The 22961-nt window shown below is 47.1% G+C and carries 20 protein-coding genes and 1 riboswitch; of the genes, 12 read left to right on the plus strand and 8 right to left on the minus strand.

From position 1 onward, the window contains the following. Nucleotides 1-14: 14 nt before the first annotated feature. The 4 genes from ACKTRM_RS03340 to ACKTRM_RS03355 all read right to left on the minus strand — a co-directional run bounded on the left by ACKTRM_RS03340 (nucleotide 15) and on the right by ACKTRM_RS03355 (nucleotide 4804). Nucleotides 15-1946 (minus strand): acyltransferase family protein, encoded by a 1932-nt coding sequence (locus tag ACKTRM_RS03340; RefSeq protein ID WP_012116980.1) that lies wholly within the window; start codon nucleotides 1944-1946, stop codon nucleotides 15-17. A gap of 271 nt (nucleotides 1947-2217) precedes the next feature. Then, on the minus strand, nucleotides 2218-3078 hold the full coding sequence (gene rsiV / locus ACKTRM_RS03345; protein ID WP_012116981.1) for an anti-sigma-V factor RsiV: 861 nt from the start codon (nucleotides 3076-3078) through the stop codon (nucleotides 2218-2220). Further along, nucleotides 3078-3575 carry an RNA polymerase sigma factor gene (locus tag ACKTRM_RS03350; RefSeq protein ID WP_003155802.1) on the minus strand — a complete coding sequence of 166 codons (498 nt, stop codon included), beginning with the start codon at nucleotides 3573-3575 and terminating at the stop codon, nucleotides 3078-3080. Before ACKTRM_RS03350 ends, rsiV begins: the two co-directional genes overlap by 1 nt. 188 nt (nucleotides 3576-3763) lie before the next feature. Further along, on the minus strand, nucleotides 3764-4804 hold the full coding sequence (locus tag ACKTRM_RS03355) for a 2,3-butanediol dehydrogenase (RefSeq protein WP_012116982.1): 1041 nt from the start codon (nucleotides 4802-4804) through the stop codon (nucleotides 3764-3766). Between the two features lie 363 nt (nucleotides 4805-5167). On the opposite strand from ACKTRM_RS03355, the gene ACKTRM_RS03360 reads away from it, so the two are divergent. Together ACKTRM_RS03360 and ACKTRM_RS03365 are read left to right on the plus strand one after the other, a co-directional pair. Then, on the plus strand, nucleotides 5168-5536 hold the full coding sequence (locus ACKTRM_RS03360) for an RlpA-like double-psi beta-barrel domain-containing protein (protein ID WP_012116983.1): 369 nt from the start codon (nucleotides 5168-5170) through the stop codon (nucleotides 5534-5536). A gap of 65 nt (nucleotides 5537-5601) precedes the next feature. Beyond that, a complete protein-coding gene (locus ACKTRM_RS03365; protein WP_012116984.1) occupies nucleotides 5602-6648 on the plus strand; it encodes a TolB family protein in 1047 nt (348 codons plus the stop codon). Nucleotides 6649-6678: 30 nt separating this feature from the next. Here ACKTRM_RS03365 and ACKTRM_RS03370 read toward each other — a convergent pair whose 3' ends face one another. The 4 genes from ACKTRM_RS03370 to gabP all read right to left on the minus strand — a co-directional run bounded on the left by ACKTRM_RS03370 (nucleotide 6679) and on the right by gabP (nucleotide 10381). Further along, a complete protein-coding gene (locus tag ACKTRM_RS03370; protein ID WP_012116985.1) occupies nucleotides 6679-6837 on the minus strand; it encodes a hypothetical protein in 159 nt (52 codons plus the stop codon). Between the two features lie 98 nt (nucleotides 6838-6935). Next, complete coding sequence (locus tag ACKTRM_RS03375; protein ID WP_007408879.1) at nucleotides 6936-7145, minus strand: cold-shock protein; 210 nt, start codon at nucleotides 7143-7145, stop codon at nucleotides 6936-6938. Nucleotides 7146-7349: 204 nt separating this feature from the next. Continuing rightward, nucleotides 7350-8888 carry an outer spore coat copper-dependent laccase CotA gene (gene cotA / locus ACKTRM_RS03380; RefSeq protein WP_012116986.1) on the minus strand — a complete coding sequence of 513 codons (1539 nt, stop codon included), beginning with the start codon at nucleotides 8886-8888 and terminating at the stop codon, nucleotides 7350-7352. Between the two features lie 107 nt (nucleotides 8889-8995). Continuing rightward, nucleotides 8996-10381 (minus strand): GABA permease, encoded by a 1386-nt coding sequence (gabP, locus tag ACKTRM_RS03385; protein WP_012116987.1) that lies wholly within the window; start codon nucleotides 10379-10381, stop codon nucleotides 8996-8998. Nucleotides 10382-10767: 386 nt separating this feature from the next. On the opposite strand from gabP, the gene ACKTRM_RS03390 reads away from it, so the two are divergent. The 10 genes from ACKTRM_RS03390 (at nucleotide 10768) to ACKTRM_RS03435 (ending at nucleotide 22883) form a co-directional block, all read left to right on the plus strand. Next, the gene (locus ACKTRM_RS03390; protein WP_012116988.1) at nucleotides 10768-11640 is read left to right on the plus strand and encodes a cation diffusion facilitator family transporter; all 873 of its coding nucleotides are present in this window, start codon (nucleotides 10768-10770) and stop codon (nucleotides 11638-11640) included. Nucleotides 11641-11778: 138 nt separating this feature from the next. After that, entirely contained in the window at nucleotides 11779-12741 is a 963-nt protein-coding gene (locus tag ACKTRM_RS03395) for an AAA family ATPase (protein WP_012116989.1), read from the plus strand. Continuing rightward, nucleotides 12741-13925, plus strand: a complete 1185-nt coding sequence (locus ACKTRM_RS03400; protein ID WP_012116990.1) for a DUF58 domain-containing protein — start codon at nucleotides 12741-12743, stop codon at nucleotides 13923-13925. The genes ACKTRM_RS03395 and ACKTRM_RS03400 overlap by 1 nt, the downstream gene beginning before the upstream one ends. A gap of 18 nt (nucleotides 13926-13943) precedes the next feature. Next, nucleotides 13944-16151, plus strand: a complete 2208-nt coding sequence (locus ACKTRM_RS03405; RefSeq protein WP_012116991.1) for a DUF4129 domain-containing transglutaminase family protein — start codon at nucleotides 13944-13946, stop codon at nucleotides 16149-16151. 163 nt (nucleotides 16152-16314) lie between these two features. Further along, nucleotides 16315-17856 (plus strand): glutamine-hydrolyzing GMP synthase, encoded by a 1542-nt coding sequence (gene guaA, locus ACKTRM_RS03410; protein WP_007408887.1) that lies wholly within the window; start codon nucleotides 16315-16317, stop codon nucleotides 17854-17856. 101 nt (nucleotides 17857-17957) lie between these two features. Continuing rightward, the gene (locus ACKTRM_RS03415) at nucleotides 17958-18491 is read left to right on the plus strand and encodes a sigma-70 family RNA polymerase sigma factor (protein WP_007408889.1); all 534 of its coding nucleotides are present in this window, start codon (nucleotides 17958-17960) and stop codon (nucleotides 18489-18491) included. Continuing rightward, nucleotides 18473-19912, plus strand: coding sequence for a DUF4179 domain-containing protein (locus ACKTRM_RS03420; protein ID WP_012116992.1), 1440 nt, complete (start codon nucleotides 18473-18475; stop codon nucleotides 19910-19912). The genes ACKTRM_RS03415 and ACKTRM_RS03420 overlap by 19 nt, the downstream gene beginning before the upstream one ends. 123 nt (nucleotides 19913-20035) lie before the next feature. Next, a riboswitch (purine riboswitch) is annotated at nucleotides 20036-20137 on the plus strand. Between the two features lie 131 nt (nucleotides 20138-20268). Continuing rightward, complete coding sequence (locus ACKTRM_RS03425; RefSeq protein ID WP_007408891.1) at nucleotides 20269-21591, plus strand: NCS2 family permease; 1323 nt, start codon at nucleotides 20269-20271, stop codon at nucleotides 21589-21591. Between the two features lie 197 nt (nucleotides 21592-21788). Continuing rightward, the gene (locus tag ACKTRM_RS03430) at nucleotides 21789-22571 is read left to right on the plus strand and encodes a hypothetical protein (protein WP_012116993.1); all 783 of its coding nucleotides are present in this window, start codon (nucleotides 21789-21791) and stop codon (nucleotides 22569-22571) included. Between the two features lie 138 nt (nucleotides 22572-22709). After that, nucleotides 22710-22883: a Fur-regulated basic protein FbpA gene (locus tag ACKTRM_RS03435; RefSeq protein ID WP_012116994.1), complete on the plus strand. Its 174-nt coding sequence runs from the start codon at nucleotides 22710-22712 to the stop codon at nucleotides 22881-22883. Nucleotides 22884-22961 lie beyond the last annotated feature (78 nt).

A 22961-nucleotide genomic window follows, 5' to 3' on the forward strand; every position in this document is an offset into this window, starting at 1 on the left:
GGCCTCTTTTTTTGTCATGATTTCATTGTTTGAACGATGAGGGATGTCAGCGCTTTAGACCCCTCAGGTATGAGATGGACGCCGTCCGGTGTGAAGTATTCAGGGTGCTGCAATGCTTTTGCGTGCCAATCGACAAGCGTCACATTTTTGCGAGACTCGGCCTGCCGGCGCAATGATTCGTTTACTTTGCTTTCCCACTGCCGCGGCACACGCGTGTTGACAAGATAGATATCGGCTTTTGAAAAGGAGCTGATCAGTGATTCAATTTGGCTGTTTGTGAAATAGCCGTTCGTCCCTAACTCGATGATGACCGCTTTGTTCGGCTGATTAAATGACGCATATTCCGAAGTGAGCTGGAGTGCTTGAGAGACTTGTCTTCCTACCTTTCCGTCGATGGTGACATGAGGGAGGGACTGCCGCAGGTATGACGCAATGTCCAGCATCACCGAATCACCGATGGCCAGCACGTCTTGCTGAGGCTGTGTTTGTTTTGGATCAGCCGTTTTTTGAGATGACCGTTCCTTTTTCTCTTCGTTTTTCTTTGTATTTGATTTGTCTGTTGGTTCTTTCTTGTTTTTGTCTGACGCGGTGTCTGTTTTTTCGCCGCTGTGTTTTTTCTTAATGTCATCTTCTTTTGCCGGTTGATCGTGATCGGCCGTCTTGTGCGAAGAGGCGGCGGTTTCTTGCTGATCATTTTGCGCGTACGTCCATTGCGGCTGTTTTTTTTCCTCGGCTATTCCTGACAGCCCGCCCGCAAATACGAGAATGGCGGCAAGAATAAGGCCGAGCGACATTCTGCTGATGACAGAGGATGTCTTCCATTCCAGAAAGCGGTTCAGAAACACGCGGCGTAAAAATGGCCGGAAGCCCGCAGTGCGGATCGGCTGTTCAATGAAATGGTAAGACAGCTCGGCAAGAATGAAAGTGGCGCCGATTCTGACGGCGCAGTGCCAATAAACCGGATTTCCGATTTCCTGCACGGGTGTGCTCAGTACGAAAACCGGGTAATGCCAAAGGTAGATTCCGTATGATCTCGTTCCGATCCACCGAAGCGGCTTCCATGAAAGAACATGTCCCAAAAAGCTGCTCGGATGGCATAAACATGCGACAAGAACAGCTGCGGTGATGCTGATCAAAAGCATGCCGCCCTTGTACAGGAAGGGTTCATATTCATCCGTGTAAAAGACGCAAAGCAGCAGCGCGGCAAAAGCGGCAAGCTCCGTCCCGTGAAGCAGGTGTTTCATGCTGCTCGGCAGCCGTTTGGAAGATAATCGTTTCATCGGCCACACTAAAGCTAAAGCGCAGCCGAGAAGCAATTCAAATGAGCGGGTATCCGTCCCGTAATAAACGCGGCTCGGATCTCCGCCGGGCACATACATCATACTCATTACGACTGCCGAACATAACGCGAGAAACATGACCGCGGCCGCAAGCCGGGCCCGTGTTTTACATATGTACATTCCCGCAAGAAGCAGGAAGGGCCATATGATATAAAACTGTTCTTCAATCGCCAGCGACCAAAGGTTTTTTAATGGCGAAGGGGAGCCGAAGCTGTCGAAATAAGAAAGCTGATGAAAGATAAACCACCAATTGCTTATGTAAAAAAGTGAGGAGACCGCATCCCCGCGTACGGTATGCAGGAGCTCGCTGTTAAACAATACGACCCAAATGACCGTCGTGATAATCATGAGATAAGCCGCCGGCAGAAGCCGCCTGATCCGGCGCACCCAAAAATCACGCAAATCAAGGGTGATGGCATTGCCTTGGGCAGGCAATATAATAGATGTAATTAAATACCCCGATAAAACAAAAAAGATATCAACACCAATGAAACCGCCGTCGGCCCAGTTAAAATTCAGATGATATGCGATAACTGCGAGGACGGCAAAGGCGCGAAGTCCATCCAGTCCGGGAATATAGCGGTGATGCAGTGACTTGTCTGACATGGTATTCCTCCAATAATGTGTGCGGAAATTCTCGCTGTTTTGCGGATGGCTATGGCAGATTTCTGTACAGTCTTCCATTTGTTCCGTTAATTAGACGCATTCGGAAGGGGATTTTGTTTCAGAAAAAATGAATGAAATGCTGTGATTTTCTTAAACTTTTCAGCCCCCGTCCGGCGTCTGTTATATGAAAAGGGTTCCTTATGCATCTTGGCTGTTGCGGGACGAAAGAAAAAATCCATGATCTGCGGATATCATGGATTTTTTTCTTTCTTTATCTGATGTAGCGGTCTCCGACAAGCAGCTTGGAGATGACGGAGGTCGGTATTGTGAACTCTGTAACGCCCATATATCCGGGTGCCGCTTCATATTCGTCAAATGAAATAACAAGTTTGTGCTTATCTGTAATATAAAAATTCTGGTCGGCGCGGATGGCTTTAAAAGGCTCCGTCATATCATCATCTTCGACCCAGTATATTTTATTCGGATCTTCTTTCATCTGTTTTTTCATTTGTTCTTTAATATTTTCGCTGATGACTTTAATATAACGGTCATCTTTAAATAAACTCTTTAACGTAAGCACGGCCTCATTCTTTTTATCAATCGTGATGTAACGGCTTTGCGTATAAGATGAAGCTTGTGTTTTTTCGATATCACGGCGGATTGAGATCAAATCCGCTGTGTCAGTAACGGTTTCATAATCGCTGTAAATACTGAGGTGGCCTTTTTTGCTTTTTGAGGTCGCCTTCATAAATTCCTGATACAGCTCTTTGCTTTCTTTCATATAATGCCGATTGATGCTGTCTTCGAGTTTATGATCGGAAAGTCCGGACAGAGCGGGCGTTTTCACATCAATGCTTGATTGGTTCTTTTCTTCCTTCATCTCCGTGAATGTGATGGCTTGGACGACTTTGCCGATGACGGGGATTTTAGACATGGCTTGTGCGGCATCCGGATTGATATTGACAACGGCGGTAAATAAGACGGCCGCAGCGACTGCCGCGGATGTCGGCCACATCACGATTCGTTTTTTCTTCGGTTTCTGCTGAAGGGCTTTTTCGACAATGCTGTCCAGTTCCTTAGGAATGGGCACACTTTTATACTCTTCTCTTAATTGTTCTAATCTCTTTTCCATTAAGAAAGATCCTCCTTCGTCAGCTGAATGCGCATGAGCTTCAGCCCCCTGTAAAGGCGTGTTTTGACGGTGTTGATGTTTTCCCCCGTGATGTCTGCGATTTCTTCTAATTTCAGGTCTTCAAAGAAACGCAGAATGATAATGGTTTTATATTGATGCGGCAGGTCATCAAGCGCTTCGTGAAGATCTGTGTCTTTGTAGTGATCTTCCTTTCCGCGGCTTAAAAACTCGATCGTTTCATCGTCCATCACTTTCAGTTTTTTCTGTTTGCGGAGAAAATCAATGGCTGTGCGCACTAAAATTTTATAAAACCAGCTTTTGATCACATCGGGGTTTTTGACGGATTCGACCGATGTCAGCGCTTTTTGAATTGATTCCTGAACAATATCTAACGCGTCATCCTTGTTCTTTACGTAACTGTACGCCAGCCGGTAAAAGTCTTCCTTGCGCTCAGTTATGCACGTCACAAGCGACGCTTTGGCTGTTTCGTTCTTCATTGCTTCAAAGGGCTCCTTTTTTAAAAATACGTATCATAGGCTGCTGCCTAAGGATAGACGGGACAGGGTGAAAAATAGTTTGCGCAGAGGGGATCATTTTTAAAAGGAAAAGGAAGGAAAGACGATGAGATGAAAAAAAGAGCCGGAACGGCTCTTTTTCGGATGTGTCTGTTATTCAGCTAAACGATTTAGTTCGGTTTGACTAAGATTTTCACTTGGTTTTTCTCTTTGATTAAAGCGCCGAAGCCTTCTTCAATCAGATCGTCGAGCACGATTTTTTTCGTGACGAGCTTATCTGCTGAGAAGTAGCCCTCTTTCATCAGTGCAAGAACGGAAGGGAAGATGTCACGGTATCCGATAATGCCTTTTACGGTCCGTTCTTTGATAACGATATCGTTCGGATGAATTTCCGCTCCTTTTTCCCAAATGCTGACGATAACCGTTTCACCGGCAATGTTTGTTGACTGGATCGCCTGGCGGAGAACGACAGGAACGCCTGTTACTTCATAAGAAACATCAACGCCGCCGTTTGTGCGTTTAGCGATTTCTTCAACGACATCGTCCGTTTTTGACGGATCAATGATGATAGCGCCGAGTTCTTTCGCTTTTTCCTGACGTTCCGGTGAAAGTTCAACCGCGTAAATATCTGTGGCGCCGGCCGCTTTCAGGGCTTCAATCACAAGCAGCCCGATCGGTCCGCAGCCAAAAACTGCCGCCGTGTCGCCCGCTTTTAATTTGCTTTGGCGGACGGCGTAAAGCGCTACCGCTGACGGCTCAACAAGCGCGCCCTGTTCGTAAGAAAGCTCTTCAGGAAGCTTAAACAGCAATTCTTCGTCAACGGATACATATTCAGAAAATCCGCCGCCGCCTCCAGCTAAGCCTAAGAATCCCATTTGTTCATCAAGGTTATAGGCTCCCTGATGTCCGTGTGTGGCAAAAATCGGTTCCACGACGACACGGTCGCCGACGCTGTAATTTTTGACGCCTTCGCCCACTTCAACGACTTCTCCTGAGAATTCGTGACCCATCGTGACGGGCGCCATTTCGTTTGTTAACGGATGAGGTTTGCCGACCGGAATAAAGATCGGGCCTCCCAAATATTCATGAAGGTCGCTTCCGCAAATCCCGCACCATTTGACTTTAATTTTGACTTTACCCGGTTCTGCTTTAGGTTCATCAATGTTTTCGATTCGAATGTCTTTTTGATTGTGCCATCTTGCCGCTTTCATTGATTATCACTCCTAGTCTGATTGAAACGAGTATAGGTACATGATCAATATGAACCACGGTTAAAAGGAATAAAGTGCCTGCTTCCTAAAGCCTGATTTCTCAAAATATATCATATTATGCAACTATCAATAGGCCTTATAAAAAGTCCATATTGAATGCAGAAATACTCTATGAATATTATAACGCTAATGAATTAAATTTTGTAGTATAATTTACCATGGAATTATATAGAACGGGAAATTGTGCCGTCGTTATGTGCATTTCTCATCACGTTGTAATGAACATGTAAAGTGATTGAAATATTATAATCGTCTTCTTGGTGTATAATTTTGCCTAGAATAAAGAATCAGGAGGACGAAAGCTTGAAGAAGTTATTCTTAGCCTTATTGATTTTAGCAGGAAGCACGCTGGGAGCGATCAGTTACTCTTCTGATGCAAGTGCTAAAAAAGTGAACGGAAATATTACATGGTATAATGGAGTCGGTAAAAAAGGATCTTCCGGTAAAAAACTGGGGCACTGGGATTGCGCGACAAAATTAGGATTTGACGTTCCGAGAAACGGAACGAAAATCAGAGCTTATGCGAAATCAAAACCGAAAAAGGTTATCACCGTATACAAAAATGATGTAGGCCGTCTGCCGAATGCCGTATTGGATGTCAGCCCGAAAGCGTTTAAAGCGCTCGGATATCCATTAAGCAAAGGAAGAGTATCCGGACACTACAGCTATTAAAATAGACCATCTTAAAAAGCAAGGACACTGATTCTTGCTTTTTCTGATTGACGGAGAGATTGATAATGAAGAAGAAACGATGGATCTGGATGTTGCTGGCCGCCGTTTTGGCGGCGGCGGTCATCGCGGCCGTTTTACTGATTAAAGGAAAAAGCGACGGCGGCGGGAAAGCCGTTGTCTCCGGCGGCCATGACAAGCTGCTTGTTTCCATTACAGACAAAGATCTGATGACGAAATATTACGAGGACGGCCGCGTGCTGTATGAGGAAAAGCTTTCGGCATATCCGGCGTTTGCGCTCGATGACGCCCATCAGGTGCTCTATTTTGTCGGGAATAATGACCAAAATGAGATGCGTCTCTATAAGCTTGATCTGAAGACGAAAAAGAAGACGGTGCTTTATAAAGGAACGGCAAGCGCTGACAGTCTGTTTTTATCAAAGGATCTGACGCACATTTATTTCCGTCTCGGAAAAGCGGATGAAGATATTTTCCGTCTCGCATCTTTTGATTTGAAAACGAAACGTTATGAAAATCTGTATCCCGCCGCCGATGAGAAAGACGACAGTGTGAGCAGCTTCTTTTATAACCGGAGCCAAAACGATTTTGCGCTTCTGCATTATTCCGTAAAAGAGGATTATCAAAAAACGGATGAGGCAAATGAGAAGGGGATTGACCCTGAACCGACGAATATCCGGTTTGCAGCAGGAGCGGGCGAACACCTTCAGGATTTGACAAACCTTGAGCAGTTTATCAGCGACGTGGCGGTGTCACCGGACGGAAAGAACCTTGTCTTTACATCTTATACACAAAAAGGGACGGAACAAAAAGCGTCCATCCGTCTGATGAATGTCAAAACGAAAAAAGATGAAACGATTATCTCAAACGGGAAGGACTTCGCTCCGCTGATTGATGCCCAGCCTCAGTTTTCTAAAGACGGCAGCATCATTTATTTCATGGCGGAAGCAAAAGGCGCTAAGCGTCTGAAGGATGAAACGGGGCGGAATGCGAAGGTCCGGACCATTTATGCTTATCATTTGGATACGAAAAAATGCGAAAAAGTCTGGGAAAATGACAACGGCATTATTAACAGTTTTTCCGTCATCCAATCATGAAAAAAACACTCAGCGCCCGCTGGGTGTTTTTTAATGAACAAAGCTGGCTGCGGCTGAGGCGAGCCATTTGAAAAAACGGAGAATCGGAACGGCAAAATGAAGCGTTTCGATGAATGACTGTGCGGCAAGGTTCATTTTCCGCCGTTTTGCCATTTCCTTCAGATCGTTCTGCTGCCGATCGTTTTTCATGTTCATTGCTCTTTTGCATCATAAAAGGACATAATAACGCAAAGGCCTCTCATGAGACATGGAGGCCTTCTCTATGTTGAGACTCGTAAAAGGGAGGTCTAACTTGATGCCGTTTGATTATTGTTTTGGAGATTTACCAACGAACGGACGCCGTCGATCATTTTACTGCCGCAAAGGGGGCAAGTCGGGGTATCACTGCCGGCAAAATTCTTTCTGCTCCAGCCGATACAGTCCTCTTTTGTGCATTCCCACGTACTGACATCTTCTTTAGGCAGCGGTTCCTGATTACGTTTGTTGTAGTAAGACATAAAGTCACTTCTTCCCTTATGAATTTTCGTGCACTCCTTCATTGTCTCATACTTTTCCCTAATCTCCTAATTCCTTTTTCTATCCAGATTTCCAATGAGGGTGCATCGTCTTCCTGTTATTACAGTATATGCAAATAAGTGTCTTCTTATTTTTTCTTTTTGGATAAATAAAAAATCCCCTTCTTTAAAAGGGGTGATATTTGTTTACTGCTTATCCGTGACGTCCATCGGTCTCATCATGTCGTAATCTTCATGTTCTAAAATATGACAGTGCCATACGTAGCGTCCGCTGTAAGGAGCGAAGGTCGCCGCGATTCTGATGACCTCTCCCGAGTGCGCCTGCACGGTATCTTTCCAGCCTTTCTCACTTGGAGGAGGCGGGACGGCGGGGCCTGTATACACAATGTCGCCGAATTTGTTATAACGCTCTAAGTCAAAAGGGCGCCGGTCAAGGATTTGGAAGGAAACAAGGTGCAGGTGTATCGGATGGGTTCCCCCCATCGGATTGATAATCGACCAGATTTCCGTTGTGCCGAGCTTCGGCGCTTCTGTCACAGGATCATGCCATCGCTTGTTATTCAGCGTCAAAACGGGCCGGCCGTATTTGTCTTGCGTATTTGTGAGTTTAAGCATCCTGATATTGTGTATTCTCTTTGATGTCACATTAGGCATTGTTGAAAGATATTTAGGCTTCCGGCTTGTGTCTGCTCCCTTCAGCGGTTTTGTGACGCGGAATTGCATCACATTGGCGTCTGTATCCGGATCGGCGTCGCCCCCGCAGCCGGTGCCGTTCGTTAAAATGATATGTTCTCCGTCAAAGGCGGAGAAATCGATGAGCACATCATACCGCTCTGCCGGGGCTAAGCTGATAGATTGTGTTTTGACAGAGCGGGGAAGCAGTCCGCCGTCAGAACCGATTTGGATAAACTTCCCGCCGTTATTGAGCGAGAGAGAAAATGTTCTCGTATTGGAGGCATTAAGGATGCGGAAACGATATGTCCGAGGTTCAACTTCCATATACGGCCACGCTTTACCATTGACGAGAATGGTATTTCCGCAAAAAAACGGGACGATGGAAGGGTCGGGCAGCGTTTCGGAAGGGTTAGCAGGTCCGCTCGGATAAGACAAGGAACCGTCGTCATTTAATGTGCGGTCCAAAATCATAAGCGGTACGTCATACTCTCCGGAGGGAAGCTTCAGCTGCTTTTCTTTTCGCTCGCGAATGATATACATCCCGGCAAGCCCGGCGTACACATTGAGCCTCGTAATCGCCATGGCGTGATCGTGATACCATAACAGAGCCCCGCGCTGTTTGTTTGGATAATGGTATACCTCTCTCTCAAAATAAGGACCCGTTTCCTTAAAATCCTTTGTGAACCATGCTTCCGGGTAGCCGTCGCTGTCCGGCGGCGTTGCTCCTCCGTGTAAATGGACGACGGTTTTGACATCGGGTTCCTGATGGCCGCTTTCTGAATGGTGAATGGTATGATCTACGGGCAGAAAATGCTTATCCGGCAGGTCATTCATCCATTTAATATAGACGTTTTCATCTTTGTTCACGTCGATCGTCGGGCCGGGAAATAAACCGTTATACCCCCACAGCCGGGTCGGCGGGAGATCGCGGTGCAGCTTGTGAAAGCATTCCTTCATGGTGACTTCATAATACGTGCTGCCGTCTGATTTCTTCTGCGGCTGGAGTGTTTCGATAATCGGCAGTTCATCTGCAAATTTTTCCAGTGCCATTTTTCATCCTGTCCTTATCATTTATTGAAATCCTGTACTACAGTTAATGCTGCCTGGAACAGGTTGGTTAAAAAAACACCCGCCCTTTTTGAGGGGGGTGTTTACGGTTATTGCGCAACCCGGCTTTCGGAAGCGCTCTCTTTCGGTTTTTGTTTTTTGCGGAATACATATGAGGCAAGTACCAGCAGAGTAATAAATCCTGTCAGCAGAAATTCAGACCGCATTGAACTGATAAACAGCATAGATAACAAGATGGCGCAAATGGCGATGATCGTCAGGTAGGTTAAGTACGGATAGAACCACATTTTGATTTTAAGAGATTCAGGGTTTGTCCGTTCGATTTTCTTTCTCATTCTCAGATGTGAGACGGCGATGACGAGATAGACGAGCAGTGCGATCGCCCCTGATGAATTGACCAGGAACAAAAATACGGAGTCGGGAGAAAAGTAGTTCATAACAACGGCAATATAGGAGAAAAAGGTGCCGGCGATAATGGCTTGAACCGGTACGCCTCTTTTACTCAGTTTCATAAAACGCCGCGGCGCTTCATTTCGCTCTGCCAGTGAATACAGCATCCGTGACGTCGTATAAAGCCCGGAGTTCAGGCAGGACAGAACGGCTGTCAGGACGATGAAATTCATGATTTGAGCGGCTGCGGGAACCCCGATATGGCTCAAAACGGCAACGAAGGGGCTTTCCAAAATATTGGCTGAATCCCACGGCAGCAGTGTGACCACAACCGCAATGGAGCCGACGTAAAAAATAATGATCCGCCAAACGACTGAGCGGGTCGCCTTTGTGACGGATTCGACCGGATTTGACGTTTCTCCCGCTGCGATTGCGACGATTTCAGATCCCATGAAAGAAAAAATGACAACGACAATGCCGAGCAGAACGGAACTTGGACCTTTAGGGAAAAATCCGCCGCTGCCCGCCAGATTTTCCAGCCCGACCGGTTTGCTGCCGGGGACGATTCCGAAAATGAACGCAAATCCCGCGATTAAGAAGACAACGATCGTCGCTACCTTCACTAAGGAAAGCCAGTATTCAAATTCGCCGAACGATTTAACTGAATAAATATTCGTCAGTGTTAACAGCACGGTCAGAAGCAGACTCGTCAGCCATAACGGAATGCCCGGGAACCAGTACTGTATGATTCCGGCGCCTGCAATGGCTTCAATGGCAATGACGATGACCCAGAAAAACCAATACAGCCATCCGATCGTAAAACCGGCCCAAGGACCGATGGCGTCATGCGCGTACTGTGAAAATGAACCGCTTGTCGGGTTGACGGAGGACATTTCCCCCAGCATTCTCATAATAAAAATCACTAATAATCCTGCTAAAGCGTAGGAGACAATCGCTCCGGGTCCGGTGGAATGAATGACTGATCCGCTTCCGACAAATAATCCGGCGCCGATCACGCCGGCAATTGAAATCATAGTCATATGCCGGGTTTTTAATCCCTTTGATAAAGAGTTAGGCTGATTCATTCTTTGCCTCCTTTTGGTTTGTTTATGCTGAATATTCCGACAAGTATTATTCTATCATAAATGCCACAGGCAGTTGAAAATGATGTAAGAAAATATGACATTTTTTCTCGTCCGTACAGCAGAAGGTGCCGGAAGGAAAAGAAATAATTTTCTGTTATTTTTGTGTTTTAATGGGTTTGAAAATAATTCCATGAAAACAAGGTGGCAAGAAGCCTTGGTGCGATTGGGATGAGAGGGTTTTCGTGAATAAAAATAAGTTTCCTGAGTGCATAAATGTTCTATGCTTACTATTTTTCTGTGGAAAGTGAATCATGTTTCTATAGACCCACTGTGTCTTCGCTTTGTATGATAATGAAGGAAAAATTGAACGGGAAGGAGGATTTTCAGTGGAGAGATATCATGAATTGAAAAAAGGCGAAACCGGAGCGATTGTCAGTATTGGCGCATATGCGGCATTGTCGGTTGTGAAGCTTGTGATCGGTTATTTGTTTCACTCAGAAGCGCTTCAGGCCGACGGTTTAAATAATACGACTGATATCGTGGCATCTGCGGCTGTTTTCATCGGTTTGCGCATCTCTCAGAAACCTCCTGACGAAGATCATCCTTACGGCCATTTTCGGGCAGAGACCGTCGCGTCACTCATCGCTTCCATTATTATGATGCTTGTCGGAATGCAAGTGCTGTTCAGCGCCGCGCAATCTATTTTTTCCGTTAAAGAGGAAACACCGGATATGATAGCCGCCTGGACGGCCGCGGGGAGCGCCGTCGTGATGCTGATGGTCTACCGCTATACGAAAGGGCTTGCCAAAAAGGTAAACAGCCAGGCCCTTTCAGCTGCGGCAGCTGATAATAAATCAGATGCGCTCGTCAGTATCGGCACGTTTATCGGAATTTTTGCTTCACAGTTCCATTTGGCTTGGGTTGATACGGTTACCGCGTTTATCATCGGGTTGATCATATGCAAAACCGCGTGGGATATTTTTAAGGAATCCTCTCATTCGCTGACTGACGGTTTTGATGTCAAACATATTTCTGATTATAAAAAGACGATTGAACAGATTGCGGGCGTCAGCCGTTTAAAAGATATTAAAGCGAGATATCTGGGCAGCTCCGTTCATATTGATGTCGTCATTGAAGTGCCGTCAGATCTGAACATTAAAGAGAGTCATGAGATCGCAAATGAGGTAGAACGCAAGATGAAAGAGGAACATGCCATTGACCATTCACACGTTCATATGGAGCCTCTCCAGCTGAAATAAAGCTTCCTTTCTAAAGGGAGCTTTTTCCTTTTTCAGACTGGAAACAATTCGCTGGAAACGTTTTTTTATACTGTTTATATTTTGTGGTAAAGTTAGGTTACGATAATTGAAATTTGAGAGATGACTAGGAGGAGAAGAATGGCTTATAAAGAAGAGCTGCATCCGCTGCTGGAGAAAGCCGTTGAGCATATTGAAAACATCATCATAGGAAAACGGGATATCGCCATACTCAGTCTGGCCGCCATTCTCGCGAAAGGGCATGTGCTGCTGGAAGACGTGCCGGGAGTCGGAAAAACGATGATGGTCCGCGCTTTGGCCAAGCTGATCGGAGCTGACTTTAAGAGGATTCAGTTCACGCCGGATCTTCTGCCGTCAGATGTGACGGGAGTCTCTATTTATAATACGAAAACGATGGAATTTGAATACCGCCCGGGACCGATCATGGGGAATATCGTGCTGGCTGATGAAATTAACAGAACCTCTCCGAAAACGCAGTCTTCCCTGCTTGAGGCAATGGAGGAAGGGAATGTCACGATTGACGGAAAGACAATGCGGCTGGCTGAGCCGTTTTTCGTCATGGCCACACAAAACCCGGTTGAATATGAAGGAACGTATCCGCTTCCCGAAGCCCAGCTTGACCGGTTTTTATTTAAGCTGCGCATGGGCTACCCGACTGCCGAGGAAGAGCTTCAAGTTCTGTCTTTGCAGGAAGGGCGCAATCCGCTTGAAACAATCGAGCCCGTCATTTCTAAAGAACAGTTTATCAGCCTTCAGCAAAAACTGGAGCAGGTGCGGGTGGATGATGGAATTAAAGCGTATATCGTCGGCATTACTCAGCATACCCGCCGGCATCCGTCCGTACATCTGGGCGTAAGTCCGCGCGGTTCAATCTCATTAATGAAAGCCGCGCAGGCGTACGCGCTGCTTCATGACCGCGATTACGTCATTCCTGATGACGTCCAGTATTTGGCTCCGTATACGCTGCCGCACAGAATGATCCTGACCGCCGAGGCGAAATTTAACGATGTGACGCCGGAAGCGATTATAGAAGACATCATGCAAACGGAAAAAGTGCCCGTTCAAAGGATGTCGGTCCGCTAATGAGAAAGAAGATGCATTGGCTTCTATATGGCTGGAAGCTGCTTATGTTGGCCGTACTGACGGCGGCTGTCTTTTCTTATGCCATGTTTCAGGGCGGATTTGTGAGCTGGTTTTTATTTTATGCGTTTTTGCCATTTACCGTTTACGCCGGGCTGGTCGCTGTGTACCCGCTGCGGGCGTTTCAGGTGGCGCGTGACGTGTCCTCCGCCCAGTTAACCTCAGGCGACAGGCTGTCTGTCACCATCAGGCTGACGAGGCGCCTGCCGTTTCCGCTGACATATATGGTCATTGAAGATGTGATGCCGGAAACGCTTGGCGAGAGGCGCAGTGCGAAACAGCTCGTGTTTCCGTGGTTTCAAAGGAAGCTGACGTTACAATATGAGCTGCCGCAGGTGCCGCGCGGAGAGCATCATTTACATACGATAAGAGTGCGCACGGGAGATGTTCTCGGGCTTTTGGACAAGACGGCGTCGTTTTCCGTAACGGATACGGTTCTGGTTTTCCCGGCGTACGGGTCTGTTCACTATAAGCCGCAGGCCGCATCCGGAGAAGAGGGTACGGCTGCCGGCGCTCCGTTTCAGGTACACCGCTCCGCAATGGCTGCGAGCGTCAGAAATTACCAGCCGGGCGACCGGTTTTCCGCACTTGACTGGAAAACATCAGCGCGGCGAAATGAGCTGATGACGAAGGAATTTGACCCGCTGCAGAGTGTGAATATGATTCTCCTTTTGGACTGCAGGCCGTCCCCATCGTTTGAAGCCGCGGTATCAGCTTCGGCATCCCTGCTTTACACGGCGCTTGTGAAGGGCTCTCCCGCAGGATTTATTTCATTGGGGAGCGACCGGACCGTATTTCCCGTCCGGGAGGGAGACCGGCATTTCAGAAAGATGCTGCGTTACCTGGCATCAGCTTCAGAATCGGAAGAAGCCGATGCAGGCGGGCGTTTAGGAAAAGAGCTGGCGGATCCGCGCGTCCGCAAAGCTTCCATTGCCGTCGTGACGGGCAGTCTTACAGAAGACCTTCTCAAACAGGCTGAGCCCGGCCGTGCTGACATGACGGTGTTTTTGGCGAAAGAAACGAATGCCGCGCTTTCGGAGAAAGAACGGAAACTCGCTCTCATCTTCGCTCAAAAAAATATTAAGGTGCAAATGATCAGGGACAAACGGGTGTCCCATGTTGTTTAGAAAGAGAGGTGGCGCGCCATGCCGCATGACGAGAACCAGGGAAGCAGGCTGAGTCTGCTGCTGTTTTATTTTCTCGCTTTTTTATTGTTATGGGAATGGCTCAGGCCGCTGCACAATTTTACGGATACAAAACATACCGGTTTTTTCATCGTTTTTATCGGTTTGGCATTTCTGCTGTCATTCTTCCGGATGAGGTGGTACGTCACCGTGCCGTCCTGCATTCTGTTTACGTTGATCAGTATTCACATCCTGTTTTATAAAGGTTCGGTTTTTCAGCCGGAATGGTTCGTTTCTTTTTTGCGGGACGTGATGCAAAATGCCCGCCACATCGGGTCCGGAAGATGGAATGACATGAATCCGTCATTCCGCACATTGCTGTTTTTTGTGCTTTTATGGCTGCTCGTGTATTTGCTGCATTACTGGGTGATCTATCAGCGGAAAATATTATTCTTTTTTATCATGACGGTGGCGTATATCACCGTGCTTGATACGTTTACTCCTTATGATGCCGCGTACGCCGTCATCCGGATCGTCTTTATCGGCTTTTTGATGATGGGGCTTTTGTATATGGAGCGCATCCGGCTTACGGAACACATAGCGTTTAAAAAAAGATTGATACTCAAATGGTTTCTGCCGCTGATGCTGTTTATCTGCGCTTCCGTCGTGTTCGGTCTGGCGGCTCCGAAATCAGACCCGAACTGGCCGGATCCCGTGCCGTTTCTTAAAAAAATAACAAACCACAAAGAAGTGCCCGCCGCCGAAAGCAAAATCGGCTACGGCAATCATGATGAAACATTGGGCGGCCCTTTTCAGCAGGATGATACGCCGGTTTTCACATGGAAGGGAAAAGAACGGGCGTACTTCCGGGTGGAAACGAAGGATACATACACGGGGAAAGGCTGGGTGGAGACCGATCAGGGCATGTCCTATAAACTGAACGGCGGCAACGTGGAAGATATATGGTTTGACCGGAGTGTGCAGACGAGACGGTATACGGCACAGGTGTCCATTGATGAGAATTATCTCTATAATCACGTCATGTATCCGATCGGCGTCTCCAATATTAAACCGAAGCACTCGATTCAGCTTGAAATGAACGGAAACACCGAGCAAATTACGCCGGTCAGTGAACAAGTGGGCAACATCCGCAATATGGGACGGTACACGGTGACTTTTCAGGCGCCCGTCTTTAAGCTGAATGATCTCAGAAAAGTGAAAGTGAAACGATACCGTGAGCAGAATCAATTCAATGACCGGTATTTACAGGTCCCCGACAGCCTTCCGAAAAGAGTGAGACAGCTTGCGGACAGACTGACGCGGGATTATCATAATATGTTCGATAAAGCGAAGGCGATCGAGGATTATCTCGGATCTTCCGCATTTTCGTATAATACACAGGATGTTGCGGTTCCGGAGCACAATCAGGATTATGTCGATCAATTTCTGTTTGAAACGAAAAGAGGATATTGTGATAACTTTTCATCGGCAATGGCTGTGCTGCTCCGCTCTGCGGGAATTCCCGCCCGTTGGGTGAAGGGCTATACATCCGGCGAATATAAAGGGGCAGGCGACCATAACGGCCACATTTATGAAGTCACAAACAACAACGCCCATTCGTGGGTAGAAGTGTATTTTCCCGATCAGGGCTGGGTGACGTTTGAGCCGACAAAAGGCTTCACCAATCCGACGGAGTTTACGTCAGAGCAAAATCATACCGCGGCAAAAGACAGCGGAGGCTCAGCGGGAAATTCGGATGAACCGTCTGACAAGCAGCGTCAGGAAACAAAGCCGGAAAAAGAGGAAAAGCCGAAAAAGCGGGATCACAGCGCGGCACCCCAGCCTGTAATCCGCAACAAAACCGCGGCACACCTGTGGCCGTATGCAGCCATCGCCATCGTGATTTCAGCCGCGGCGGCACTCGCCTGGCTGCTCCGGGCGCGCTGGATTCCGCACGTTACAGCAGCCAGATTGAAGCGGCGTACGGATGAAGACGTCTTTTTCGACGCATATGCCGCGCTGCTCCGCCAGCTGAAACGAAAAGGGTACAGCAGGGGAGACGGAGAAACGCTCCGCGATTTTGCCGCGAGGGTTGACGAGGCGCACCATACAAACGACATGTCCGAGCTGACGCTGCGCTATGAGCGGGCCTTATACCGCAGGGATAATGCCGCGGAGCTTTGGAATGAATCGGGACAGTTGTGGGAAAATATAATTAAAACAAGATAGTCTTGACCGCATATCGTCCTGTTGTTAGAATAAATGAATGTTAAATGGGAGCCCGGGAGCGTTAAAAAGCCGGGCTTCCGTACAAGTCTTGCGCGACAGAGGGCTGAACGTTTGTCCTCCGTTTTTTCTGTGTCAAAAACTTAGAGGAGATTAGGTGACAACCATGACGAAGTTAGTGAATGAAATGATTCTTGTTCTTGATTTCGGCAGTCAGTATAACCAGCTGATTACCCGCCGGATCCGTGAATTTGGCGTATATAGCGAGCTGCACCCCCATACGTTGACAGCTGAGGAAATCAAAGAAATGAATCCAAAAGGAATTATCCTTTCAGGCGGACCGAACAGTGTATATGATGAAGGATCTTTCCGCTGTGATGAAAAAATCTTTGAACTCGATATTCCTGTATTAGGCATCTGCTACGGCATGCAGCTGATGACTCATTACCTCGGAGGGAAAGTCGAGGCGGCAAGCCAGCGCGAATACGGAAAAGCGAACATTCAGATTCAAGGAACTCCTGACTTGTTCAAAGATCTTCCGGAAGAACAGGTTGTGTGGATGAGCCACGGCGATTTGGTTGTAGAAGTTCCTGAAGGCTTCACTGTTGACGCAACAAGCCATCACTGCCCAAATTCAGCGATGAGCAAAGCGGACAAGAATTGGTACGGCGTTCAGTTCCACCCGGAAGTGCGCCACTCTGAATACGGCAATGATCTTCTGAAAAACTTTGTATTCGGCGTTTGCGATTGTGAAGGCAAATGGTCAATGGAAAACTTTATCGAAATCGAAATGCAAAAAATCCGCGAAACAGTCGGAGACAAGCAGGTTCTTTGCGCGCTAAGCGGCGGTGTTGATTCCTCTGTTGTGGCTGCTTTAATTCATAAAGCCATCGGCGACCAGCTGACTTGTATTTTCGTCGATCACGGCCTGCTTCGTAAAGGCGAAGCGGAAGGCGTCATGAAAACGTTCAGCGAAGGCTTTAATATGAATGTCATTAAAGTTGATGCGAAAGACAGATTCTTAAACAAGCTGAAAGGTGTTTCTGATCCAGAGCAAAAACGCAAAATCATCGGCAACGAATTCATTTACGTGTTTGATGATGAAGCGGACAAGCTGAAAGGCATCGATTACCTTGCGCAAGGAACGCTTTACACGGATATTATCGAGAGCGGTACTGCAACGGCGCAAACGATCAAATCGCATCACAATGTCGGCGGACTTCCTGAAGATATGCAGTTTGAACTGATCGAGCCGCTGAACACCCTTTTCAAAGACGAAGTGCGCGCGCTTGGCACAGAGCTCGGCCTTCCGGATGATATCGTATGGCGTCAGCCGTTCCCGGGCCCTGGACTTGGCATCCGCGTACTCGGCGAAGTAACGGAAGAAAAACTTGAGATCGTTCGTGAATCAGACGCGATTCTGCGTGAAGAAGTGGCGAACCACGGCCTTGAGCGCGACATCTGGCAGTACTTCACGGTTCTTCCTGACATCCGCAGCGTCGGCGTCATGGGAGATGCGAGAACGTATGATTACACAATCGGTATCCGTGCCGTAACATCAATTGACGGCATGACATCTGACTGGGCGCGTATCCCTTGGGATGTGCTCGAAGTGATTTCGACACGGATCGTCAATGAAGTGAAACACATCAACCGCGTCGTGTATGACATTACGAGCAAGCCGCCTGCAACGATTGAGTGGGAATAAATCAATAAAAAACGTCTCTTTTAAAAAAGAGGCGTTTTTTTTTCATCTTTTTGAAACCGTTTTGCCCTGATTCATATCTAACAGCATAGGAGGTGGATAAGGTGAAGGAAGAACGATTGATCAAAAAGGCGAAAAAAGGTGATGCCGCAGCCTTTGAAAAACTGATCACAGCTCATCAGGAGACTTTATATAAAACAGCTTATCTCTATTTGCATCACAAGGAAGATACACTGGACGCTGTTCAGGAAACGGCTTACAAGGCTTTTCTTCATATCGCGCAGCTGAAGGAGCCGAAATATTTTAAAACGTGGCTGATCCGGATTTTGCTTCATACGATTTTTGCGATGAGGAAAAAGCACGGAGACGTCATCCCGTTTGAGCCGCAACACGATACACGCGCGGAGAATAAGAACATTGAAGAATACATAGATCTTCGGAATGCCCTGGAAACCCTTGACGAACATATACAGCTGACCATTCAGCTTTATTATTTTCAAGATTTCTCGATTGCTATGATCGCTGAACAGACCGGTATGGCGGAAGGCACTGTAAAAACGCATCTGCACAGGGCGAGAAAAGCATTGAAGCAGGAGCTGGAAAAGGAGGATAAACATATATGGAAAAGCATCAAATGAAGCAATTGTATCAGGACATTGACGTGCCGAAAGCTGAATTGAAAAACGTGATACACAGCGCCGCTGTTCGTGCCGGAAAAGAAGGCGCCGTCAGACGGAGATGGGGACGAAAAGTGATAAACGGACTTGCGGTTGCTGCTGCTTTGTTTATTCTGTATCTGTCCTCAGGCTTATTCATGCCCTCCGTTAATACGGCTATGGGAAACATCCCTGTTGCCGGGCAGATTTACAGGGTATTTCAGGATAAGGCAGGTTCTGCGCTGTTTAAAAGCAATTTGGTGACAAAACTGAACGAGAAAGCGGAATCGCGCGGGATTACGGTTACAGTGAAAAGTGTGTATTACGACAGCGGACAGCTCGTTTACAATTTTACCGTTGACAATTTGAAATCTGATGAGGAGGATATTCCTTTTGAAGTAGATTATAAAGACAGTCGGAATATATTATCTTTGGATTATGACAGTCAGGGCATGAAAAAAATGAAAGACGGGCGGTACGCGGGGCAGGTTCGCCTGTTCACGGACGGCGCAAAGATGAAAGACGGTGATAAGCTTCCGCTTGTCATTACAAAAATTAAGGATATCCCCGGAAACTGGCGCTTTACACTCCCGATTAAAAAACAAAAGTCCGTTTCTCTTGAAGGAACGAAAGCTGTGAATGTAAACGGGTTATACCGCTTTTTCGATATCCGGGCGGAAAACGGAACGACGGGATCGGCTCTCCTGTATTCAGTCGACTTTCAAAATGCAGCTGAAAATGATGCCATCTCGATTGACGAAGCAACGGATGATGCAGGAAACCATTATGAAATGACGTTAGCGGCTATTGAACTTGGCAACAGGAAGAACCTTCCCGGCGGCGGGAAAAGAATACGCGGCCAAACTCAATTCAGCAAACCGATAGACCCGAAAGCGAAAACACTTTTCATAACGGGCGATATAAAAACAGAATCAGAGCCGGGAGAAATCGTGCCTCTGAAAACAAAACTGCCTGTCAGTTATGAAACGAAACATCATCATGTCGGCATTACCATCAAAAAGATCAAACAGCAAGGCAGACGGGTGATCGTCGATTATCAATTCAGCGGAATTGATGTAAGCAAAACGGATGAAGATCAGCTGATGAATATCGGTGAGTCAATCGGTCTCGGCAATACGAAAAAAATGAAAACCTGGCCATCGCTTAATGAGTATGAAAAAGGCTATTATCTGAAAGGGAATAAGGCGAAAGTCACGAACCTTAAAACGGGTGAAATGGAATCCGTTTTTGAATTAGATGATTCATCCGATAAAGAATATTCATTGCGCGATTTCTCATTCGATTCATACGCTTTGTATGTCAATCGAACGTTCATGAACACTTTAGCAGGTGACGGCAAGATTACATTCTCGGTGCCGGTCCGGCCTGCAGACGGAAAATGATGTCAGGAAGGCGGCTTTTGCCGTCTTCCATTTTTGGTCAATTAACGAATAAACCAAATTTTTTTAACGGGATTGTTCGTTTTTTTTATTGAGTTTTCAAAATTGAATTGATACAATAGACTCAGAAATCAAATATGCAGATATCGTATAATGGCGGGGATATGGCCCGCAAGTTTCTACCAAGCTACCGTAAATGGCTTGACTACGGATCAATCTCAATCGTTTGATATAAATAATCCATTCTTATTTATTCAGACTGAACGTATGTAGTCAAGCGTCCCAAATGTATTTGGGGCGTTTTTTATTTGGCGGATAACGGGCAGAATAAATGGGAGAGAATGAAGGAGGCAATTGGCTTGAAGCAATTTTTTCAGTTTGATGAGCTGGGGACAAGCTATCGTAATGAAATCATCGGCGGTTTAACGACCTTTTTGTCAATGGCGTACATTCTGTTCGTCAACCCGCTGACATTGTCTTTAAACGGTGTGAAGGGATTTCCCGAAGCATTAAAAATTGATCAGGGCGCGGTGTTCACCGCTACAGCCTTGGCGTCTGCGGCCGGCTGTATTTTAATGGGGCTCATTGCAAAGTATCCGATCGCGATTGCGCCGGGTATGGGATTAAATGCGTTTTTTGCTTTCTCTGTCGTACTTGGCATGGGGATTTCATGGCAGGCTGCGCTTTCCGGCGTCTTGATTTCCGGAATTATTTTCGTGGCGCTTTCGCTGACGGGACTGCGGGAAAAAATCATTAATGCGATTCCGCCTGAGCTGAAATTGGCGGTCGGCGCGGGTATCGGTTTGTTTATCACATTTGTCGGTTTGCAGGGTTCGGGCATTATTGAAGCGAACTCATCGACTTTGGTGTCTATCGGCAATATTCACAGCGGCCCTGTGCTGCTGACGGTTTTCGGTGTTATTGTGACGGTCATTCTGATGGTGCTTCGCGTAAACGGCGGCGTATTTATCGGAATGCTTCTGACGGCGGTTGCCGGCATGGTCTGCGGACTGATTCCGGTTCCGACGCACATTGTCGGCAGCGTGCCGAGTCTTGCGCCGACTTTCGGACAGGCGTGGATGCATCTTCCGGATATCTTCTCCGTCCAAATGCTGATTGTCATTTTAACGTTCCTGTTCGTCGGGTTTTTCGATACGGCCGGAACGCTGGTGGCTGTAGCGACACAGGCCGGGCTGATGAAGGAAAACAAACTTCCGCGTGCGGGAAGAGCGCTTCTGGCGGATTCAACATCAATCGTTATCGGAGCCGTACTCGGTACGTCCACAACGACTTCTTATGTTGAATCCAGCTCAGGCGTTGCGGCGGGGGCGCGCTCCGGCTTCGCGGCTGTTGTGACGGGCATTCTCTTTTTGCTGGCGATGTTTTTCTCGCCGCTTCTGTCAGTTGTCACCACGAATGTGACGGCTCCGGCTTTAATTATTGTCGGCGCGCTGATGGTGGCGCCGCTCGGTAAGATCGCCTGGGATAAATTCGAGGTGGCTGTGCCGGCATTCTTAACGATGATTATGATGCCGCTGACGTACAGCATTGCGACGGGGATTGCGATCGGTTTTATATTCTACCCGATTACAATGATCTGCAAAGGAAAAGGAAAAAGCGTTCACCCGATTATGTACGGGCTGTTCGTCATCTTTATCCTGTATTTCATCTTCTTGAAATAACGGAAAAACCGGCTGAGGACAGCCGGTTTTTTGTTTTTGTCCTATTCCGTAAAACCAATACATACTATAAAACGTCATGTGGGTGTCCGGGTGAAGAAAACCGCTTGACTGTTTAAGGACGCTTCGGTACCTTATATAAGTGTTTTATTTTCTTGTTTAACAAATTCCGCCGTATTTTTTTGATAGGAGTTGCTGACATGACGGAAGAAAGAAAAGAAACGTTGGAAGAAGAAAAACAGCATCAGGGGACTGATGAAGAACCGCTGTCGAGAATGTCCAGAAATGCGGGACGTTATCAAAAGCAAAAGAAAAAAGATAAGGAACGGCGCCCGGCTCCGGCTTTTACGGAAAAACTCGCTTCTGCATGGGCCGCGGTCAAACGTTATTGCCGTTTCGCGCTGCGCATTTTGACATCACCGGTGAAGGTCGTTGGGGAAGACGGCTTTTCCCGCTTTAAATATGCTCTTATTTCAATGCTTGTATTCAGTATCTTTTTCTCAATCGGAAATTGGTTTCAGCTGAGGGCAAGCCAGCAAAGGCCTCTCGGATACGGGGAGCGGCATCATACGTTTTTTGACGGCTTTACCGTTGTTCTCGTGTATACGCTCGTCTTTTTTGCCGCTGCGGCGGGCGCGGTCTGGCTTGTATCACGCTATATGATGAAACAGAAAATCACGATGCGGGATGCGGCCGCGGGGGTCGGATCGCTTTTGGTTCCGGCTGTCGCCTGCTCTATCGTGTGGATGATTTTCGCGATATTGAATCTGCCGGTCATCACCGTGGTATTTACGGCGCTGACCTTGTTTCTGGCCGCCTCGGCGATGGTGCAGTTTGTGCAGATTCTATACAAATCGGCTGAAAAGCCTGCGGCTGACGTGATGTACTGTATTTCCGCGGCGGTCATCATCATGCTCATTTTTACGGCTGTGACATGGCCGCTCATTTCAGAGTACTTTACTGCTTCGCTGATCCCTTTATAAGTCGAAATTTGTCTTTCACAATGTTTACAAATTTTTCTAATAAAGCGTGTTGTTTTGAAGACCCGGCCGAGATATGATGAGAGCAACAGCAATTCGAAAGCGGCACTACTCTTTATGATTCGGAAAGGGATGATGAAGATGGCCCCGTTGTTGCGAGAAGCCATTAATCGGAAAAAACAGCATCTGAGGACAAAGCTGATCCGCTCAGGGTTTTACCAAAACCATGTTCAGGAACTGTCCGGATACACGCTGAGTGAGCTTGAGAAGGAATATGAAGCCGTCAAACGATTGAAAAAAGCCGAGCTTCACTGATAAGAGCTTGAAAGTCTGCCTTGCGGGGCGGGCTTTTTTTTCTTTTGAAAATGATCAAAAGAGGGTAAACTATCCTTA

The organism is Bacillus sp. D7-8 (genome assembly GCF_052055895.1).
GTDB classification, from domain to species: Bacteria; Bacillota; Bacilli; order Bacillales; family Bacillaceae; genus Bacillus; species Bacillus velezensis.

Bases quoted from the DNA above. Each gene is read 5' to 3' on its own strand.
- ACKTRM_RS03340 (WP_012116980.1), bottom strand. From the start codon at position 1,946: ATGTCAGACAAGTCACTGCATCACCGCTATATTCCCGGACTGGATGGA.
- ACKTRM_RS03375 (WP_007408879.1), bottom strand. From the start codon at position 7,145: ATGTCTTACTACAACAAACGTAATCAGGAACCGCTGCCTAAAGAAGAT.
- ACKTRM_RS03430 (WP_012116993.1), top strand. From the start codon at position 21,789: ATGACGGAAGAAAGAAAAGAAACGTTGGAAGAAGAAAAACAGCATCAG.
- ACKTRM_RS03355 (WP_012116982.1), bottom strand. From the start codon at position 4,804: ATGAAAGCGGCAAGATGGCACAATCAAAAAGACATTCGAATCGAAAAC.
- ACKTRM_RS03395 (WP_012116989.1), top strand. From the start codon at position 11,779: ATGGCTTATAAAGAAGAGCTGCATCCGCTGCTGGAGAAAGCCGTTGAG.
- cotA (WP_012116986.1), bottom strand. From the start codon at position 8,888: ATGGCACTGGAAAAATTTGCAGATGAACTGCCGATTATCGAAACACTC.
- ACKTRM_RS03350 (WP_003155802.1), bottom strand. From the start codon at position 3,575: ATGAAGAACGAAACAGCCAAAGCGTCGCTTGTGACGTGCATAACTGAG.
- ACKTRM_RS03400 (WP_012116990.1), top strand. From the start codon at position 12,741: ATGAGAAAGAAGATGCATTGGCTTCTATATGGCTGGAAGCTGCTTATG.
- ACKTRM_RS03405 (WP_012116991.1), top strand. From the start codon at position 13,944: ATGCCGCATGACGAGAACCAGGGAAGCAGGCTGAGTCTGCTGCTGTTT.
- ACKTRM_RS03420 (WP_012116992.1), top strand. From the start codon at position 18,473: ATGGAAAAGCATCAAATGAAGCAATTGTATCAGGACATTGACGTGCCG.
- ACKTRM_RS03365 (WP_012116984.1), top strand. From the start codon at position 5,602: ATGAAGAAGAAACGATGGATCTGGATGTTGCTGGCCGCCGTTTTGGCG.
- rsiV (WP_012116981.1), bottom strand. From the start codon at position 3,078: ATGGAAAAGAGATTAGAACAATTAAGAGAAGAGTATAAAAGTGTGCCC.
- ACKTRM_RS03435 (WP_012116994.1), top strand. From the start codon at position 22,710: ATGGCCCCGTTGTTGCGAGAAGCCATTAATCGGAAAAAACAGCATCTG.
- ACKTRM_RS03370 (WP_012116985.1), bottom strand. From the start codon at position 6,837: ATGAAAAACGATCGGCAGCAGAACGATCTGAAGGAAATGGCAAAACGG.
- guaA (WP_007408887.1), top strand. From the start codon at position 16,315: ATGACGAAGTTAGTGAATGAAATGATTCTTGTTCTTGATTTCGGCAGT.
- gabP (WP_012116987.1), bottom strand. From the start codon at position 10,381: ATGAATCAGCCTAACTCTTTATCAAAGGGATTAAAAACCCGGCATATG.